17 protein-coding genes and 1 tRNA gene are annotated in these 19,801 nt (G+C 42.6%); 10 read left to right on the forward strand and 8 right to left on the reverse strand.

What is annotated here, in order from left to right:
- Positions 1–32 precede the first annotated feature (32 nt).
- The 6 genes from rplJ to NH454_RS20040 form a co-directional block, all read right to left on the reverse strand.
- Complete coding sequence (gene rplJ, locus NH454_RS20015) at positions 33–527, reverse strand: 50S ribosomal protein L10 (protein ID WP_135922809.1); 495 nt, start codon at positions 525–527, stop codon at positions 33–35.
- A 321-nt stretch (positions 528–848) separates the two neighbouring features.
- Positions 849–1,553 (reverse strand): 50S ribosomal protein L1, encoded by a 705-nt coding sequence (rplA, locus tag NH454_RS20020; RefSeq protein WP_135922810.1) that lies wholly within the window; start codon positions 1,551–1,553, stop codon positions 849–851.
- Between the two features lie 4 nt (positions 1,554–1,557).
- On the reverse strand, positions 1,558–1,986 hold the full coding sequence (gene rplK / locus NH454_RS20025; protein ID WP_036971575.1) for a 50S ribosomal protein L11: 429 nt from the start codon (positions 1,984–1,986) through the stop codon (positions 1,558–1,560).
- A gap of 214 nt (positions 1,987–2,200) precedes the next feature.
- The gene (gene nusG / locus NH454_RS20030) at positions 2,201–2,758 is read right to left on the reverse strand and encodes a transcription termination/antitermination protein NusG (protein WP_036971577.1); all 558 of its coding nucleotides are present in this window, start codon (positions 2,756–2,758) and stop codon (positions 2,201–2,203) included.
- 4 nt (positions 2,759–2,762) lie between these two features.
- Positions 2,763–3,140 (reverse strand): preprotein translocase subunit SecE, encoded by a 378-nt coding sequence (secE, locus tag NH454_RS20035; protein WP_135922811.1) that lies wholly within the window; start codon positions 3,138–3,140, stop codon positions 2,763–2,765.
- A 129-nt stretch (positions 3,141–3,269) separates the two neighbouring features.
- A tRNA-Trp gene (locus NH454_RS20040) sits at positions 3,270–3,346 on the reverse strand.
- A gap of 166 nt (positions 3,347–3,512) precedes the next feature.
- Here NH454_RS20040 and NH454_RS20045 point away from each other — a divergent pair.
- Complete coding sequence (locus NH454_RS20045; protein ID WP_253040056.1) at positions 3,513–7,472, forward strand: two-component regulator propeller domain-containing protein; 3,960 nt, start codon at positions 3,513–3,515, stop codon at positions 7,470–7,472.
- Between the two features lie 124 nt (positions 7,473–7,596).
- Positions 7,597–8,730: a CsgG/HfaB family protein gene (locus NH454_RS20050; RefSeq protein WP_253040057.1), complete on the forward strand. Its 1,134-nt coding sequence runs from the start codon at positions 7,597–7,599 to the stop codon at positions 8,728–8,730.
- 77 nt (positions 8,731–8,807) lie between these two features.
- On the opposite strand, the gene NH454_RS20055 is transcribed toward NH454_RS20050, so the two are convergent.
- Positions 8,808–9,308 (reverse strand): hypothetical protein, encoded by a 501-nt coding sequence (locus NH454_RS20055; protein ID WP_135922814.1) that lies wholly within the window; start codon positions 9,306–9,308, stop codon positions 8,808–8,810.
- A complete protein-coding gene (gene deoC, locus NH454_RS20060; protein WP_199527555.1) occupies positions 9,298–10,041 on the reverse strand; it encodes a deoxyribose-phosphate aldolase in 744 nt (247 codons plus the stop codon). Before deoC ends, NH454_RS20055 begins: the two co-directional genes overlap by 11 nt.
- Before the next feature lie 272 nt (positions 10,042–10,313).
- Here deoC and cysG point away from each other — a divergent pair, with 272 nt between their 5' ends.
- The 8 genes from cysG to NH454_RS20100 all read left to right on the forward strand — a co-directional run bounded on the left by cysG (position 10,314) and on the right by NH454_RS20100 (position 19,023).
- Positions 10,314–11,735, forward strand: a complete 1,422-nt coding sequence (gene cysG / locus NH454_RS20065) for a siroheme synthase CysG (RefSeq protein ID WP_253040058.1) — start codon at positions 10,314–10,316, stop codon at positions 11,733–11,735.
- A gap of 35 nt (positions 11,736–11,770) precedes the next feature.
- Positions 11,771–12,670 (forward strand): sulfate adenylyltransferase subunit CysD, encoded by a 900-nt coding sequence (gene cysD, locus NH454_RS20070; RefSeq protein WP_135922817.1) that lies wholly within the window; start codon positions 11,771–11,773, stop codon positions 12,668–12,670.
- Complete coding sequence (gene cysN / locus NH454_RS20075) at positions 12,670–14,094, forward strand: sulfate adenylyltransferase subunit CysN (RefSeq protein ID WP_199527553.1); 1,425 nt, start codon at positions 12,670–12,672, stop codon at positions 14,092–14,094. Before cysD ends, cysN begins: the two co-directional genes overlap by 1 nt.
- 32 nt (positions 14,095–14,126) lie before the next feature.
- Complete coding sequence (locus NH454_RS20080) at positions 14,127–15,854, forward strand: SLC13 family permease (RefSeq protein WP_253040059.1); 1,728 nt, start codon at positions 14,127–14,129, stop codon at positions 15,852–15,854.
- Between the two features lie 14 nt (positions 15,855–15,868).
- Positions 15,869–16,465 carry an adenylyl-sulfate kinase gene (cysC, locus tag NH454_RS20085; RefSeq protein ID WP_235383923.1) on the forward strand — a complete coding sequence of 199 codons (597 nt, stop codon included), beginning with the start codon at positions 15,869–15,871 and terminating at the stop codon, positions 16,463–16,465.
- A 3-nt stretch (positions 16,466–16,468) separates the two neighbouring features.
- Entirely contained in the window at positions 16,469–17,239 is a 771-nt protein-coding gene (gene cysQ, locus NH454_RS20090; RefSeq protein ID WP_054554817.1) for a 3'(2'),5'-bisphosphate nucleotidase CysQ, read from the forward strand.
- Between the two features lie 176 nt (positions 17,240–17,415).
- Complete coding sequence (locus NH454_RS20095; protein ID WP_063700758.1) at positions 17,416–17,607, forward strand: hypothetical protein; 192 nt, start codon at positions 17,416–17,418, stop codon at positions 17,605–17,607.
- 153 nt (positions 17,608–17,760) lie between these two features.
- On the forward strand, positions 17,761–19,023 hold the full coding sequence (locus NH454_RS20100) for an aromatic amino acid transport family protein (protein ID WP_253040060.1): 1,263 nt from the start codon (positions 17,761–17,763) through the stop codon (positions 19,021–19,023).
- Positions 19,024–19,801: the final 778 nt, after the last annotated feature.

Below are 19,801 nucleotides of genomic sequence, written 5' to 3' on the forward strand. Positions count from 1 at the left end.
ACACCGAAAGTGAACAAAAAAACAGCTTAAAATTAAGCAGCTTGCTCTTCTTTCTGTACACGTACTGCTTCAATTGTTTTACACAATTTACCTGCAGACGCTTCTTTCATAGCGCTCATTAAGCGTGCAACAGCTTCGTCGTAAGTAGGTAGAGTTGCTAGCATAGCTGCGTCTACTACGTTACCTTCAAATGCAGCCGTCTTAACTTCGAATTTCTCGTTCTTCTTCGCGAAATCTGAGAAGATACGCGCAGCAGCACCAGGGTGCTCTGAAGAGAAAGCGATTAAGCTTGGACCAACAAATGAGTCAGAAAGGCACTCAAAATCTGTACCTTCAACAGCACGTTTAGCTAGAGTGTTACGAACAACTTTCATCCATACACCAGCTTCACGAGCTTCTTTACGAAGGGCAGTGATAGCACCAACTGTTACACCACGAGAATCTGCAACAACTGCAGAAAGAGCACCAGTGGCTGCTTCGTTGACTTCAGCAACAATTGCTTTTTTGCCTTGAAGATTTAAAGCCATGGGTGTTACTCCTGGTTTAATGGGTCGCCGATATTGGCTTCCCTGTTCTACTCTTCCCCATCAATGATGGAGATGCTTTTTACGGCGAGAGCCAGAAGATTAGGAAAAATCTATCTGGGGATTCACACCGTCTACGTAGGTAAAATGATTAAGGCCTAGGGCCGCCTACGGTCTTGGACGGAAGCCCAATTTATCGTTTTTACCCGAAGGCATTACGAAATTATGGACTTCAACCCGAATTCTTTACTTGTTTTGAAATTAACTTTCTCAACAAAATGGCGCAAAATTATAGTTCAAATTTCACGCCATGTAAACTCTTAATTAAGCAACAGTCGTGCTTAGTGAGTTTTGGTCAACAGCAACACCTGCGCCCATTGTTGTAGAGATAGTTACTTTCTTCACGTAAGTACCTTTTGCTTGAGAAGGTTTAGCCTTCTTAAGCGCAACAATAAGAGCTTCAAGGTTTTGTTGAAGTTGCTCAGCAGTGAAATCAACCTTACCGATAGTAGTATGGATGATACCGTTCTTGTCGTTACGGTAACGAACTTGACCTGCTTTCGCGTTTTTAACTGCTTCTGCAACGTTAGGCGTTACAGTACCAGTTTTAGGGTTTGGCATTAGACCACGTGGACCTAAGATTTGACCTAGTTGACCAACAACACGCATAGCGTCTGGAGATGCAACAACAACGTCAAAGTTCATCTCGCCTTTCTTAACTAGATCAGCAAGATCTTCCATGCCCACTAATTCAGCACCAGCTTCTTTCGCAGCGTCTGCGTTAGCGCCTTGTGTGAATACAGCAACACGAACTTCACGACCAGTACCGTTAGGTAGTACAGTAGCACCACGAACGTTTTGGTCAGATTTACGAGCATCGATACCAAGGTTAACAGCAACGTCAACACTTTCTACGAATTTAGCTGTCGCTAACTCTTTTAAAAGAGCAACTGCTTCATTGATTTCGTAATCTTTAGTCGCATCCACTTTTTCGCGGATTGTACGCATACGTTTAGTTAATTTTGCCATTATCTTAGTCCTCTACGTTCAAGCCCATCGCACGCGCAGAACCTGCGATAGTGCGAACCGCAGCGTCCATATCAGCCGCTGTAAGGTCAGGTCGTTTTGTCTCAACGATTTCTTCAAGTTGAGCACGTGTAACTGTACCCACTTTTTCAGTGTTAGGACGGCCTGAGCCTGATTTGATGCCTGCAGCTTTCTTAAGTAAGTAAGCAGCCGGTGGAGTTTTCATTTCGAACGTGAAAGAACGGTCACCGTAAACAGAGATCACTACAGGAACTGGAGCGCCTTTTTCGATAGACTCTGTACGTGCGTTGAACGCTTTACAGAATTCCATGATGTTTACACCGTGTTGACCTAGTGCTGGACCTACTGGAGGACTAGGGTTAGCCATACCAGCGGCAACTTGTAGCTTGATAATAGCTTCAACTTTTTTAGCCATAATAAATACCTCATTTGGTGGGTCATAGCCTTGTGCGCGCGAGGACGCGTACTCTAACGGCTTCCCAGTTTAAAAATTGGTTCTCACTTTTCGTGATAAAAACAAGTCGCAACTTGCCCTAACACAAAAAGGCCGCTGATTATAAGTTAATCAGCGGCCTTTTTCAAGCTTATTGCCAAAATATTAAACGATTTTGGCAGCTTTAATTTTTTACTTACTTGTCTTGTTCAACTTGACCAAACTCAAGCTCAACAGGTGTCGAACGACCGAAGATAAGCACAGACACTTTTACGCGGCTCTTTTCGTAATCCACTTCTTCAACAACACCGCTGAAGTCTGCAAACGGACCATCGATAACACGAACAACTTCACCTGGCTCAAATAATGTAGCCGGCTTAGGTGCTTCTGAGTTTTCTTGAAGACGGTTTAAGATGCGGTCAGCTTCTTTTTGGCTAATTGGCGCAGGACGATCAGACGTACCACCAATGAAGCCCATAACACGTGCAGTGCTATTTACTAAGTGCCAGCTTGCATCGTTCATGTCCATTTGAACTAGTACGTAACCTGGGAAGAATTTACGCTCAGATTTGCGCTTTTGACCTGCACGCATCTCAACAACTTCTTCAGTTGGTACTAATACTTCACCAAAACTATCTTCCAAACCTTCGATCTTGATATGCTCAAGAATGGTTTGTGCTACACGCTTCTCATAACCAGAGAAAGCTTGTACTACGTACCAACGTAGTTTCTTTTCGTTCTTCTCATCCGACATGGGATTAGATCTCCAATCCAGTTAAAAAGCCTACTGCGCGGAATAAAATGCCATCTAATCCCCAAAGGATAAGTGCCATAATCACAGTTGCAACCATTACAATTAATGTCGTATGTGTTGTTTCTTGGCGTGTTGGCCACACAACTTTACGTACTTCGATACGTGCTTCTTTTGCAAATGCAATAAAAGTACGACCTTTTTCAGTTAGTGAGGCAATGCCTAAACCCGCTGCAACAGCAACCACTACACCAATAGCACGTAATAATACAGATTGGTCTGCATACATGTGGTTACCAACGACTGCGCCTGCTAGTAGCGCAATAGCTACAATCCACTTTACTGAATCCATCGCATTCGATGGAGTTTCTACATTCGTGCTCATAATATTTTTACCTTAACTACAGACACAACAACCCTGCGCACTGGCAGGGTTAATCCATTAAAATCTAAACTTAAAAACAGACTTGTTTAAACCGATTTTTAATTTCAGACTTCACACATTGTGTAAAAGTGGCAGGGGCGGAGAGATTCGAACTCCCAACCGTCGGTTTTGGAGACCGCTGTTCTACCAATTGGAACTACGCCCCTGCAAAGTGGATGCCTATTATACTTACGCAATTCATTAACACAAGTGTAAAAGATACCCATAAGTTAAATTCTCACCTGCTGAATTAAAAATCAATATTAACATTGATTAAAAAGCAGTTTATCATCAACCCGATATAGGAACAATTACAATAAATGGACGTTCAATTTGACTGCTCAACATAGCCTATTATTTCGTTTTTTTTGCTCTATTACGCTACTGATTTGTTACTCAGTCAGCGCTCGTCCTCTGCATTTAAGTAGCTTCGATAGTCAACAAGGGCTAAGCCAAAACTCCATCAATTGTAGTATCAACGATGCACAAGGGTTCACGTGGTTTGCAACCCAAGGTGGTTTAAATCGATTTGATGGTTACGAATTTAAACGTTTTAAAGCAACGGGTTTAAAAGGCAGTATTTCAGGTAATTGGGTCACCGCATGTCTACAAGATAAAAATAATCAGCTTTGGTTTGCCACTGCAAGTAAAGGATTAAACCGCTTAGATACAACAACAGGGCAATTCAGCACATATACTTCGTCCAGCTCACTGCTGCCGCTTAGCGATGATAAAATCTGGTCAATGGCGTTTGATAAGTTCGACAACCTGTGGCTTGGCCATGAACAAGGTAAATTAACGATGTTTAATTTACCTAAACAGCAGGTTGAACATTTCCAAATCAAGCTCTCAGGTAATCCAAATATTGTTATTCGCGATATAGTTACAAACAATAACCAGTTGTGGCTTGCCACCAGCCATGGCTTAATAAAGTTCAATAGTGTTACAAAACAGTTTGAACAGCATGCCACTATCACCTCGGCACTATGGCACATCAACCTTTTAGCAAACCAGCAACTTTTGGTAGGCGCTAAACACGGCTTATACCTGCTCGACCCAAAAAACGACACGACCAATGAGATTGCACGATTTAATGGTGTCTGGATCACTGATAGTTTAATTGATAGCAGTAATAATCTTTGGATCACAAGTTATGGAAAAGGCATTTATTTTCTTGAAGAAGACAAAAATATTCATCAGGATATAGTCCAATATCGACATGACGCACAACTGACAAACTCGTTGAAAAGTGATTATTTATTGTCAGTTTATCAAGATCCTCAAGGCGTTATATGGATTGGTAGTGATGGCTTTGGGGTGCAGCGCTACAATCCTTCTCAACAGCAATTTTCTCATCAAACAAAAACTCTCAACGCTGATTCTCTTAGCCACAACTTTATTCGCGCTATTATCAAGCGCAGTAATGGCCAATTGTGGGTAGGTACTCGCGACGGGCTTAATCTACGAACTGAAAATGGCTATAAAAACTATAAGTCTCAACTCCCTAATAGTAATATTTTTGCTCTACACGAAGATAATAAACAGCAATTATGGGTAGGAACCTATGGTGGCGGGTTACTTAAATACCAACAAGACAGCGATGACTTTGCGGTCTTCTCGATGCAGAGTCATCAGTTAAGCAGTAATCGTGTCTACGCAATTGCGAGTGACGGTAACGATATACTTTGGCTTGGCAGCAACCAAGGTCTTACCCGCTTTGACCCGAGCACAGGAAGTGTCCGCCACTTCCAACATGACCCTACTCGTAACAGCCTAGCTAACAACACTGTTTTTACACTCGCTTATGATCATGATGACAATGCACTTTGGATAGGCACGCGTGCTGGACTCAACAAGTTAGATATAGACACAGAGCACTTTACACTCCTTAATGATCGTTCTTCTTCAGTAGAACAAAATGCGCTCAGCCATAATATGGTCACCTCTTTATTACTGGATAATAAAAACACTATTTGGGTTGGCACTATGCAAGGGCTAAATAAAGTCGACAAACAGACCTTTGCCGTTAAGCACATAACAGAGCAACATGGTCTGGCAAATGACAATATTTTTGATATTTTAGCTGATAAACAGGGTTACCTTTGGCTTGCTACAAATGGTGGCTTATCCCGCTATCAACCGCATACCAGCAAAATACAGCAATTTTTACCCGAACAAGGTATTCAGCATCAATCTTTTATCCTCGGCGCGAGCTTTCAAGCTGCTGATGGCGAACTCTATTTTGGTGGCATCAATGGCTTTAACCACTTTTATCCTGAGCAGTTAGATTTAACTCATACGCCACCTACCCCAGTTTTAACTGAGTTGCTGCTCAACAACCAAGCGATTGAGACGCGTTACTTTGATCAGCAATCTGATTTGCTTATAAATGCCACTAACACGCTTTCTCTGCCGCAATCATCTGGAGTCATCGGGTTTAAGTTTAGCGCTCTACAAAATCCAGCAAGCCCAAACCATTATCAATATGGCTATAAATTAGCAGGTTTTGATGAGCAGTTTCTCTATACAGACGCAAGTCTTCGCCAAGTCAACTATCCACAACTCCCTGCTGGGCAATATGAACTACTAATTAAAGCAAAAGATCAGTATGGACAATGGAGTCAAACCAAGTCTTTATTAGCATTGACCGTTGTGCCGCCCTGGTGGCAAAGCCCCATTGCATACGTGGTTTATTTTCTTGCCGTATTGAGCGTGGCTTGGTCACTATTAAATGCAATTTACAAACGCAAACTAGCTGAGCAAGACAAACAAAAAGAAGTGGCGTTAAACAAATTAAAAGATCAATTCTTAGATAACATTAGTCATGAGCTAAAAACGCCCCTGAGTTTAATCCTTGCCCCTGTCAGTCAGTTGCAACAGCAACATCAGGACACGCAATCACAAACACACCTCGCGAGTATTAAACGCAACAGCCAACGGTTACTTGAACTTATTAATCAATTACTGCAATTAAGCAAACGACCAAGTACTGCTGTGTACACTGTTTCTCCATATTCATTAGCACGTTTTTTAACCGAGCTTACGCACGACTTCGCCCCGCTATTTGCGCAAAAAAACTTACAGTTTAGTTTTCAAGATAATGATCATTTATTATGTGCGACTAATATTGCACCTAATCACGCCCATTCTATTTTTAGTAACTTAATCAATAACGCCTTAAAGTACACTCCTGAAGGTGGCAGTGTCAGCGTAAGCCTAACGGTTAATCAGCAACAAGCCATAATAAATATAACCGACACCGGAATAGGTATTGCTGTTGAGGATCAGCATCAGGTTTTTAAGCGCTTTACACGTGTAGCGTCAATCGAATCAGGCAGTGGTATCGGCCTAACATTAGTAAAACAACTTGTGGAAGCATATGGAGGAGAAATAACACTTCACAGCGAGATAGGTAAAGGTAGCTGCTTTAGTGTTTCATTGCCGGTTGTTATGAACACCAACCAGAGCAAAACGACCTTAGAACATCGCAGTGCTAAACAAACCCTTCTCATTGTTGAAGACAATCATGATATGACACAGCTACTGCTCAGCTTATTTAATCAAGAATTTAACTGCCTTTGTGCTGCTGATGGCCAACACGCGATTTCCCTTTGCCAAGATGAATTACCAGATCTCATTATTAGTGATGTGATGATGCCAGTTATGGATGGTTATCAGCTACTGGCTAAACTACGTGAAAATCCTGCCACCAGCCATGTCCCTGTGTTACTTTTATCTGCAAAAGCAGATACGCAAAGCCGCTTAAAAGGGCTTGACTTGTTAGCTGATGACTTTTTGAGTAAGCCTTTCGAACCGACTCTTTTGATCAGCCGCGTTAAAAGTCTGATAAGTTTACGCCAGCTATTAAATCAACACTTAACTGCACAACTAGCCGCCCCCATAGCAACGAGCCCCACAGAGACCATGGTAGTGCAAAACAAAGACTACTGCTTTACTGAAAAACTCAAGCAAGTGGTGTTAGCCCACTATCAAGATGAAGGATTTTCAGTTGAACAGCTCGCCGCAGCAATGTGTATGAGTGCTCGCGCTTTACAGCTGAAGATGAAATCACTCTACTCCCTCACTCCTTCAGATTATTTACGTAATACACGCATTGAACTAGCAGCAAAGCAGCTTATTAATAGCTCATACTCAATAGGTCAAGTTGCCCAAAATAACGGTTTTAGTTCACAAAGCTACTTCGCAAGAAGCTTCAAAGTGCAATATGGGATCTCACCAAAGCAATACCGAGAAAAATATACAAAACAAGCAGATTTTCGCGTCAGTGAATAAAGTTTTCGTCTGAGTACTATTAACAAGCCACTGATTTACCTACTTTATATCCATAAAAATTCAAACAGCTCACACATTGTTGTTAGCCAGTTTTCTGTATGAGATATCAGTTAAGGAAAATCATATGCTCACAAAAACACACAAGGCGATCTCGCTAACGTTATTTGCAGCAGCACTGAGTGCATGTCAAAGCACGTCGACATCAACAAGTAATAAAAATAGTCCAAATGTAAATGAAGTCGCACAGCAACAATATAACGGCCCAAAAGCTCGCATCGCTGTAGCCCGCTTTACCGATAAATCAAATGATTCGCGTTGGTGGCGAAAAGAAATCGGTGAAGGTATGGCAGATCAATTAACAACCGCATTAGTCAGTACCAATCGATTTATTGTTTTAGAAAGACAAGCACTCGATGCGGTGTTATCTGAGCAAGACCTCGCTGTTTCTGGGCGCGTAAGTGCAGCATCAGGAGCAGCTTATGGTGAAATCGAAGGTGCCGAAATCGTGGTAGTTGCAGCAGTTACTGAGTTCGATGATGATAGTTCAGGTGCCAGTGTAGGCAGCGGTGGTTTTATTGGTGATGTATTTAGTTCAGTATCGGCTGGTTTCTCAGGCTCACACATGGCCATTGATTTACGCCTAATTGATACCCGCACCTCGCGAATTCTAGCCGCAACCAGCGTTGAAGGTGGCAGTAAAGACTTCGATTTCACATCAGCAGCGACTAACTTTGGCGGTGCACTTGTCGGTGGAAATTTAAGTGGCTGGTCAAACACGCCAAAAGAAAAAGCATTGCGCGAAGTAATCGTAAAAGCCGTTGAATTCTTAGAGTCAAAAGTGCCCACAACTTATTATCGTTATAATAGCGACAACACCATAGCAGCTGGCTACAAGGCCCCTGCACCACTAAAAGTAACCACAGCTGCAGCACCGGCTAAAGCGCCAATAGCATCGGTTACTGTTCCGAGTCACAGAATGCCTTACTATGAAAAAACAGACCTGGCGATGTCACGACTCAATTTAGTGTGTTTAGGTTACTTGAAGCAGCAACCACACTATGAAGAATTTGACGTTGAAGACGTAAAGTATGATCAAGCCACTGTGATTGCGCTCACTGAATATCAGCAAGAAAATAAGCTAAAAGTGACGGGGCTTGCAGATGAAGCAACCAAAAAATCCCTTGATGATACACAGTGTATTGCCAAAACCAACAAGTCAAGTTTAGAAAGCTTAGGTAGCATGTTTAAATTTGACTGAGTAAACTTACAGCCAGTGTTAGCACTGGCTGTATCACCGTTTTTATTGGCGCCTTCACTACACTAACCTGCTACATATCACACTACTTGCAACAACTCACCACGATAAAAATCACATAACAACCAAATTTGTTGAAAGGGATGCTGCTTAGGCACATCAAGGTGAGTAAGTACTGACTTAAAATCATCAAAATGCCATATAGTACTGGCATTTCGAATTAATAACCAAGGCTGCGAAGACTCGTAATGTTTCTTAGCTTTTTGTGCCAGCAATCGATGCAAAGCACAGTGCAAACGTTCGTTACTCGGTGCTAAAGCCATTTCAGCGAGATCGCGTTGCATTGAGATAGACAGCGGGCGACCTAGCACCGCCATCGCTTCTGTTTCACTGGCATATAAATGCGCTATTTCAATATCGAGCCGTTCATCACCTTTATAACAACTCACATCTGGTTTACTTGGTGTGTTATGCCAGATATTACGCATGGTTACACCAAACTGCTTTTCGTAGCAGCGTAAAAATAGCTTTGCCGCACTATGCTCGAGTGCTATTTTTTCTTGTTCACTCTCACGATTCATTTAATGTCGCATATACATCACTTAATAACCCAGAAGCGCCGAAACGAAATAGCTCTGGCTGTAAGTACGCTTCACCCATGATTGATTCGGCTAAGGCTAAATACTCAGCAGCATCAGTGACTGTTCTGACTCCCCCAGCTGCCTTAAAACCAACCTTTTTACCAGTCGCTTTAATGGTATTTAACATGATGGCTGTTGCAGCTAGCGTTGCATTAACAGCCACTTTACCGGTACTGGTTTTAACGAAGTCAGCACCGCCATTAATTGCCAGCTTAGTTGCCGTTGCAATAAGATCATCGGTTAATTCGCCACTTTCGATAATGACTTTAAGTTGCGCTTGGCTGCCACATGCCTCTTTTGACGCTTTGACATACTCTAAAACTTTGCGCTCATCACCGGCAATCAGTGCTTTATAGGGGATCACTAAATCAATTTCGTCGGCTCCGCGCTCAATGGCAAACAGTGTTTCATTTATCACTTGTTCTAGAGGCTGCTCCCCATCAGGAAAGTTTGTAACTGTCGCCACTTTTACGTGCTGAAGTTCACGCTCAGCGAGTGCCAGTTTAGCGTCACTAACAAATTGGCTGTACACACAAACCGCCGCAGGGATGCCCAGTTTTGGCTCAATACTAGCAACCAAGTTATTAATTGATTCTGTGGTGTCGGTGTCATTCAGAGTTGTTAAGTCCATCAGCGCCACCGCTTGAGCAGCGATTGTTTGTGTTTTATTCATTACGTTTACTTTTTTGTTGCTATCTTAGTGACCTATAGTAGCAAATTTTTATCATTCGGCTATAAATCATAACTAATCACCATAAGGCAACTAATTTACTTGTAACTCGCCGCAATCCCTTGTTAACTAAGCCTTAAGCCAAACACAACCACCATATATAACTTTTAGCTATATAAACTTGGTTTTAATTATTTTTTACTTTATATGGAGCACTATATTCTGCTTACCTGCAATAAGCAGTTTATTCAATGTGTTTTAGGGGTGTAGACAAAGTGCAATATTTACCAATCTTTACCAAATTAGACGACAAGCCTGTTCTGGTAGTCGGCGGTGGGGATGTTGCGTTACGCAAGTGCCGAGCATTTTTAAAAGCCCGCGCCAACGTGACCTTAGTCGCCCCTGCATTTTGTGATGAACTACAAGAGCTTGCAAAGCAAGGTGATGTAACGCTTATTAACGACTTTTTCAAAGAGCAGTATTTAGAGCAACAGATGCTAGTGATTGCTGCTACTGATATCGACAGCGTAAATGAGGATGTGTTTAAGCTTGCCAATGCACGCAATATCTTCGTAAACGTGGTAGATGACCAACCTAAGTGCAGCTTTATTTTTCCATCAATTGTTGACCGTGACCCGATCACAATTGCAATTTCAAGCGCCGGTACAGCGCCAGTTTTAGCACGTCGTTTACGTGAAAAACTCGAAACGCTTATTCCACAGCATATTGGGCCACTAGCAAGTTTAGTGGGCAGCTTCCGTGACAAAGTAAAACAACGCTTTAAACACTTTGCCGATCGTCGCCAGTTTTGGGAAGGCGTATTTGATTCATCAGTCGTGAGCAAAGTTCAAGCGGGTAATACCGAAGCTGCCACAGCGCAGCTAGAGCAGATGTTAGATGCCAAGCCTGAGCCTGAAGGCGAAGTGTATGTTGTTGGTGCTGGCCCGGGCGACCCAGAGCTATTAACGCTAAAAGCACTACAATTAATGCAACAAGCCGACGTGGTTGTATATGACTACTTGGTTTCTGATGAAATTATGGATTTAGTGCGCCGTGATGCCGATTTGGTTTGCGTGGGTAAACGTTTAGGCGATCACAGTGTTGCACAAGAAGATACTAACCAGATGCTGGTCGATTTTGCCAAGCAAGGCAAAAAAGTATGCCGTATTAAAGGTGGCGACCCGTTTATTTATGGCCGTGGTGGTGAAGAGGTGCAAGTTCTCGCAGCTAATCAAGTACGTTACCAAATCGTACCGGGTATTACTGCTGCTGCAGGTTGTAGTGCTTATGCTGGCATTCCACTTACTCACAGAGATCATGCCCAAGCCATTCAGTTTGTAACGGGTCACTGTAAAAAAGATGGTCAAGAATTAGATTGGCAGTCACTTGCCAAACCAAATCAGACCTTAGCGATTTATATGGGGGTGATTAAATCACCACATATTCAAGCACAATTATTAAAACATGGCCGCGGTGCAGACACACCCGTTGCCATTATCGAAAACGGCACACGTAAAGAACAACGTGTGGTTACAGGGCAATTAGGTGAGCTGGCAGATTTGATTTCGCGCCATAGCATTATTTCACCCGCCTTATTAATTATTGGCGAAGTTGCATCATTGCACCATCAGCTTGCATGGTTTGGTCAAACCGAGCAAACCAGCAGCTTTGCCCAGCCTTTAACTGGCGTAGCTTAATTTAACTTTTAATCATTTTAGTAGGACGACTAACAATGGCTTTAACACACCTTCAGCAATTAGAAGCTGAAAGTATCAAAATCATGCGCGAAGTTGCTGCTGAGTTTGAAAACCCGGTGATGCTTTATTCTATCGGTAAAGATTCATCCGTGTTATTACACTTAGCGCGTAAAGCGTTTTACCCAGCAAAAATTCCATTTCCACTTTTACACGTTGATACCAACTGGAAGTTTAAGGAAATGATTGAGTTTCGTGACCGCCTTGCTAAAGAGTATGGTTTTGATTTAATCGTCCATAAAAACCCAGAAGGTTTAGCGATTGATATCAATCCATTTGTGCATGGCTCAGCTAAACACACCGACATCATGAAAACGCAAGGCTTAAAGCAAGCGTTAGACAAATACGGCTTTGATGCTGCGTTTGGTGGTGCACGTCGTGACGAAGAGAAATCACGTGCTAAAGAGCGTGTTTACTCATTCCGTGACAAACACCACAGATGGGATCCAAAAAACCAACGTCCAGAGCTTTGGAATACGTATAACAGCCAAGTTAACCCGGGCGAAAGTATTCGTGTATTCCCGCTTTCTAACTGGACTGAGCTTGATATTTGGCAGTACATCTACCAAGAAAACATTGAAATGGTTCCACTTTATCTTGCCAAAGAACGCCCTGTAGTTGAGCGTAACGGCACGCTTATTATGGTTGATGACGAACGTATGCCTTTAGAAGAAGGTGAAGTACCGCAAATGAAATCGGTCCGTTTCCGTACTCTTGGTTGTTACCCGCTAACGGGTGCTGTGGAATCAACAGCAGGAACCTTAACTGAAATTATTGAAGAGATGCTGCTTTCTACCTCTTCTGAGCGTGAAGGCCGCGTGATTGATCACGACTCTGCTGGTTCAATGGAAAAGAAAAAACGTGAGGGCTATTTCTAATGTCTAAAACAAACGACACGATTAATGAAGTAAGAGAGCTAGGCATCGACGCCTACCTTGCGCGTCAACAAGACAAAAGCCTTTTACGCATGCTGACTTGTGGTAGTGTAGATGACGGTAAATCAACGCTGATTGGCCGCCTTTTACACGACAGCCACCAAATTTATGAAGACCAACTTGCAGCCCTGCATAAAGACAATGAAAAAGTCGGTAATGCCGGTGAAGAGCTTGATTTAGCACTCCTTGTAGATGGTCTTCAAGCTGAGCGTGAGCAAGGTATTACCATTGACGTTGCTTATCGTTACTTCTCTACAGCAAAACGTAAATTCATTATTGCTGATACGCCAGGACATGAGCAATACACACGCAACATGGTGACCGGCGCATCAACTAGTGACGTGGCGATTATCCTAGTTGACGCTCGTTACGGCGTACAAGTACAAACTAAGCGTCATAGCTTTATCTGTGACTCATTAGGTATTAAGCAGTTTGTTGTTGCTATCAATAAGATGGATATCGTCGATTTCGATGAAACGGTATACGAGAAAATCAAAGCCGACTACCTTAAGTTTGCAGAGCAGCTAAACGTCACTAATATCAAATTTGTGCCGATGTCAGCGCTAAAAGGTGACAACGTAGTAACACGCTCAGAGCACACACCTTATTACACAGAAAAGCCACTGCTGGAGTTACTTGAAGACTCACCAGCAGCTGAAATTGATAACGGGTTTGAAGCCCGCTTACCAGTGCAATATGTAGTACGCCCGAACTTAGACTTCCGTGGTTTCCAAGGCACTTTAACGTCTGGCAAACTTAGCGTGGGTGATGCAGTGAAAGTATTACCATCGGGTAAAAGCTCGAGCATTAAAGAGATTGTCACTTTCGATGGTAACCTAGATACCGCTGAAGCAGGCCAAGCAATTACCTTAACGTTAAACGACGAAATTGATATCAGTCGTGGCGATGTGATTGTACCAGCAGCCTCAAATGCTGCTGTAACAAACCGTATTCAAGCTAAATTAGTATGGATGCATGAAGCACCGTTAGTATTAGGTAAAAGCTACAACTTTAAGTTAGGCAGCAAAAATACCTCGGCAGTGGTAAGAAAGATCGATCACACGATTGATGTTAATACCCTAGAGCATGGTCAAGCTGACTCATTACAGCTTAACGAAATTGCCATTGTAACCCTAGAGCTTACAGAAACAATTTTGGCTGATGAGTACCATAACAACCATGAAACAGGTGCATTTATCCTAATTGATCGCTTATCTAACCTGACCGTTGCTGCAGGTATGATTGAACAATTACTTAGCACCGAAGAGCAACAAAGTAACTTTAGCGATTTTGAAGTTGAATTTAACGCATTAGTACGCAAGCACTTCCCTCATTGGCAAGCGCTTGATATAACTAAGCTTAAATAATCACCATTCGCCTGTTATAGGAAGTAAAAAGCATGTATCAACAGCTGGTATTAACAGGCATTATGCTGGTATTAGTCGGGTGCCTTTTTGGCACTCGACTAAAACCTGCATGGTTATTTGTCGGCGCCATTGGTATTAGTTATTTAGCTGGGCTGATCAGCCTTGAAGATATGCTAATTAACTATGCAAATCCTTCTTTAATTACTCTTATTCTACTTGTACTCGTTTCGATAGCGGTAGAAAAAACCACGTTAGTGCAAAAGCTTGCTCAGTCTCTTTCGAAAGGTAGCCTGATAAGTTCGGTGACAAAACTGGGTTTATCAACTGCCTTTTTATCATCATTTACTAATAATACAGCAGTAGTAGCATCGCTTATCAGTGCAATAAAAGAAAGCCCGACACATTCACCGTCTAAGCTTTTGTTGCCTTTATCGTACACTGCCATTTTAGGTGGCACGATCACCCTGATAGGTACCTCAACCAATTTAATTGTTAATGGCTTTGCCGTTGAAGCGGGCATGGAGCCACTTGGTTTTTTTGATTTTACCTTGATTGGTTTAGGCGCATTAAGTGTTGGACTTATCACTATTTTAGTGATGCTCAAGTATTTACCAGATAACGGTAAAAATGACCAAGAAGTGGTGCCCTTTTACCTTGAAGGTAAAGTCGAAACAGGCTCTAAACTAATTGGTAAAAGTGTTGAGGAAAATGGCCTTCGTGAATTAAAAGACTTGTTCTTAGCCGAAATAATCCGTGGTGATAAACGTATTTGCGCGGTTACCCCAAAACAAGTTATTAAAGAAGGTGACGTACTGCTTTTTGTAGGTGATATAAAGTCAGTACCTCTGCTCACCCAATTTGATGGCTTAAAAGTTGTACACGACAAACATGAGAAAGACGTTGAGCACCTAGTTGAAGTTGTTGTTAGTCATTCATCAAAATACATTGGTAAAACAATTAAAGAAATTCGCTTTCGTGAACAATTTCATGCAGCCGTTATTGCCATTCGCCGCGGCCATGACCGTTTACAAGGTGGCTTAGGTAAAGTTCAACTGCAAGCGGGTGATTCCTTGATCCTTGCTCCTGGCAAAGCATTTTACTCGCTGCCCAATTTAAAACGCGAGTTTGTTTATATATCAGGCCTTGATTTACAAACCCATTTAAAACCTAAGCAATCAAATATTGTGTTAGCAAGTTTTGCAACCGTATTAGGGTTAAGTATTGTTGGCCTAGTGCCATTAGTAAAAGGCCTACTCGTTCTTCTTATCGGTTTAATGCTAACGGGCACAATCAAGCTAAGTGAAGTAAAACGTCGCTTCCCAATAGAGTTACTCGCAGTAGTCGGTAGTGCCATTGGCCTTGCCAAACTCATGATAGGCACAGGCCTTGCCGGTGAAATTTCGTCGGCCATGTTATACGTATTAGGTGACTTTGGGCCTTACGGCGCATTTATCGCCATATTCTTAATGACGGTTTTATTTACCGAACTCATTACCAACAATGCCGCTGCAGCGCTTTCGTTTCCGGTAGCGTATGCACTCGCCGTTGGTTTTGATGTATCACCGTTGCCTTTTATTATGGCTGTCGCATTTGGTGCATCAGCGAGCTTCATTTCGCCATTTGGTTATCAAACTAACTTGATGGTTTACAGCGCGGGAAATTACCGCCTTAAAGATTACATTGCCATGGGCTTACCTTTATCGATTATTTACTCGATTACGGTTTTAACACTCATACCACTGGTATTCCCATTTCAATAACGAGAGTAAAGACAATGGATGAAAATATTGTTTGGCATAATTACGCCATTAGCAAATCACAGCGTAGTGAGCAAAAAAAGCATAAGCCTGCCATTTTATGGTTCACAGGTTTTTCAGGTTCAGGCAAAAGTACAGTTGCTAACGCACTAGAAAGCGCATTAAACCAGTTAGGCGTTCACACCTACCTACTTGATGGCGACAATGTGCGTCATGGCTTATGTAAAGATCTTGGCTTTACTGATGAAGACCGCGTGGAAAACATTCGTCGCGTAGGTGAAACTGCCAAGCTAATGGTCGATGCCGGTCTTGTGGTATTAACCGCATTTATTTCGCCATTCCAAAGCGAACGCGATATGGTAAGAAACTTAGTAGAGGATGGTGAGTTTATTGAGGTATTTTTAGATACCCCGCTCGACGTGTGTGAAACACGCGACCCTAAAGGGCTTTATAAAAAAGCGCGTGCAGGTGAAATTAAGCACTTCACAGGTATCGACTCAGACTATCAAATCCCTACATCGCCAGAAATTAAAATCGATACCAGTAAAAACAGCCTAGACCAATCGGTGCAAGAACTGGTAGCGTATTTAAAACAACAGCAAATTATAGGTTAAGTCATGAATCAAACGGAACTGCTAGAAGAAATCTTACTCCTCGCACGCCAAGCCGGCAGTGCAATAATGGGGATTTACGAAAAGGACTTTAATGTTGAGTACAAAGCTGATGAAAGCCCAGTGACCGACGCCGACCTAGCAGCTCACAAAGTGATTGTGAATGGCTTACAACATCTCACCCCTGATGTACCAATTCTAAGCGAAGAAAGCGCTGATATTAGCTGGGATATCCGTCAAACTTGGCAACGCTACTGGTTAGTAGACCCAATTGATGGCACCAAAGAGTTCATTAAAAAGAATGGCGAGTTCACTGTAAACATTGCCTTGATTGAAAAAGGTAAACCGGTATTGGCCGTTGTCGATGCACCGGCATTAGGTGTGTCGTATATTGCTGCAGAAGCAATAGGTGCCTTTAAAGATAAAGGTGATGAGCGTATCGAACTTAAGGTAACCCGTAAACCAAATAAAGGGCTTATCCGTGTTGTCGGCAGTCGTTCACACCCCTCTCCTGATTTAGCTGAATTCGTAAAACAGTTTGAAGATGTAGAAATGGTTTCAAAAGGCAGCTCACTAAAACTTTGCCTTGTTGCCGAAGGGAGTGCAGATATATACCCACGCCTTGGCCCAACCTGTGAGTGGGATACCGGAGCAGGTCATGCGATTGCTGAAATAGCAGGCGCAACGGTTAGCAAACTCGATGGCAGCCCACTACTGTATAACAGTAAAGAAGAGTATCTGAATCCGTATTTTGTCGTATCGGCTTTACAGGACTAAAAACGTTCCGTTTAATATCGTAGGCTGGGTTGAGCGTAGCGAAACCCAGCACCTTTCTTATCATCTCAAAGTAAGTCTATAGATTTAACGCCTACCACTTAATAGTGAAACCCACCTAGATAATAAGTCCTTGTTCCTATAATATTTTGCTCTCTTAATCTATTAAAGGAATAACCATGACGACTGTTGAAAAAGCAATTGAAGCCGGTTACGAGGCACAAATTACTGCACTTTATAAAGCCCTTTCACAAGGGGTGCTTGCTGCTAATGGCGATGAAAGTGAAATCACAGCAGCTGAAGCGCGTTTTAAGAAAGGTTTAGCATTTGCCGCAGACATTAAAGCTCGCGCACTTGCAGCTGCAGAATAAATAGCTTAATTGGGCTTATCTCAATAAGCCCAACTTTTTCCTTTGTAAGTCTCTCCTTACAGCATAGTTATTTAAATACAACGCTAAAACATGCATTCTTAGTCGCTTTTCTATATGCTGCGCGACAATTATTATTCTAATAGTGGAGTGCTAATGAACACACATCAAGATGCTATGCAGTATGATGCATCGACAACAAGTAGTAACTCAAAATGGAATCTTCATGACACCCAGTGGGTGTTAAGTTTATTTGGCACCGCAGTCGGTGCAGGGATTTTATTCTTACCAATTAATATCGGCATCGGCGGATTTTGGCCTTTAATTATCATGGCATGCCTTGCCTTTCCGATGACTTACTTAGCTCACAGAGGCTTAGCCCGCTTTGTTTTATCATCAAAAAAGCCTGAAGCAGACTTTACCGATGTAGTAGAAGAACACTTTGGCATTAATGCAGGACGCCTGATTTCTTTACTGTATTTTCTATCTATCTTCCCTATCTTACTTATTTATGGTGTTGGCTTAACCAATACTGTAGACAGCTTTATCGTTAATCAATTAGGTATGGAGTCACCCCCACGCGTGCTGTTATCTGGCCTGCTCGTTGGCGGTATGATCAGCCTAATGTTAGGTGGCGAAGCACTCATGTTACGTGCCTTTGCTATTCTTGTTTATCCTCTCGTCGCTATCCTGTTCTTCTTATCGATTTACTTGATCCCAAGCTGGCAAATGCCTGATGTATCAATCCCTGAGTTTTCAGGTTTCATGAAAACACTTTGGCTATCAATACCTATCATTGTATTCTCGTTTAGCCATGCCGCTGCAATATCAAGCTTTGTACATGTACAGCGCGCTCACTATGGCGACAATGCCAAAATGAAGTCAGAAGCAATTCTGAAGCGCACCAGCTTATTGTTAATTGTATTTGTTTTATTATTTGTTTTTTCATGCGTGCTGTCGCTTTCTAGTGAGCAAATGGTACAAGCAAAAGCAGATAACGTATCTATCTTGTCATTCCTTGCCAATATTACTGATAACTCGTTTATTGCGACCTTAGGGCCATTAGTTGCCTTTATCGCGATTACCTCATCGTTCTTAGGTCACTTTTTAGGTGCCCGTGAAAGCTTCAACGGCTTAGTCAGTAAACAAGCGCATATGAACCCTAAGCTTGTTGATAAGATTGGCACTGTCATCATGTTCTTCGCTATTTGGTATTGCTCAGTGATCAACCCAAGTATTTTAGACATGATGGATCAGCTATCAGGCCCTATCATCGCCATGATCCTTTTCATCATGCCAATGATTGCCGTATATAAGGTGCCTAGCTTACACAAATACAGAAACCGCTTGAGCACACTGTTCGTATTAACAGCTGGCTCTCTAGCCGTATTTGCGCTTATCTACAGCATGATTAAATAGTCAAAGCTTAAACTTTAAAAAGCCCAGCAGGGAAGCCTGCTGGGCTTTTTTGTTAGTAACTGGAAAGTTGGAAGGCGTGGCGTAGGTTGGGTAGAGCGCAGCGAAACCCAACACAGAGCTATCAGCTATCAGCTATCAGCTTTCAGCCGTCAGCGATCAGCCGCTCGGTGTGGGTGTTTGGTGCTGCGTCACCCTCAGCCGGAGGTTATAGGCTAAGTGTACTTGTAGGAATGGCTTTAACCATGAATGTTTTTGTTATAGTTTGAATTCGGCACTGAAGTGCCTCCTACGAGGCTTTGTTACTGAGGGAGACTCAGTTACCTGACAACTCGGTAGATCAACTGACATCTATTATCTGCCGTCTGAGATACGCATCACGTAGGAATGGCTTCTGCCATGAATATGCTTGTTATGGTCTGAATTCGGCACTGAAGTGCCTCCTACGGGGGTTGTTGCTGTGGGTGACTCTCTACTAAACAACCCAACAATTCAACTTTACCCTTGCTAACTAGAAACTCGCTAACTCGTGTTGGGTTTCGCTCCGCTCTACCCAACCTACCTGGAGAATGAACAGAGAGTGCTGAGGGAGTCTCTGTACTAAACAACCCCGCAGTTCAGCTGATGTCTGATGGCTGAAAGCTGACAGCTAAAACGCAAAAAAGCCCGACTCTTTCGAATCGGGCTTTCTCTAATTTGGAGCCTGGCGATGTCCTACTTTCACATGGCAAATGCCACACTATCATCGGCGCTGTTTCGTTTCACTACTGAGTTCGGCATG

Origin of the sequence: Pseudoalteromonas sp. Ps84H-4 (assembly GCF_024124645.1) — a bacterium.
Lineage (GTDB): Bacteria > Pseudomonadota > Gammaproteobacteria > Enterobacterales > Alteromonadaceae > Pseudoalteromonas > Pseudoalteromonas lipolytica_C.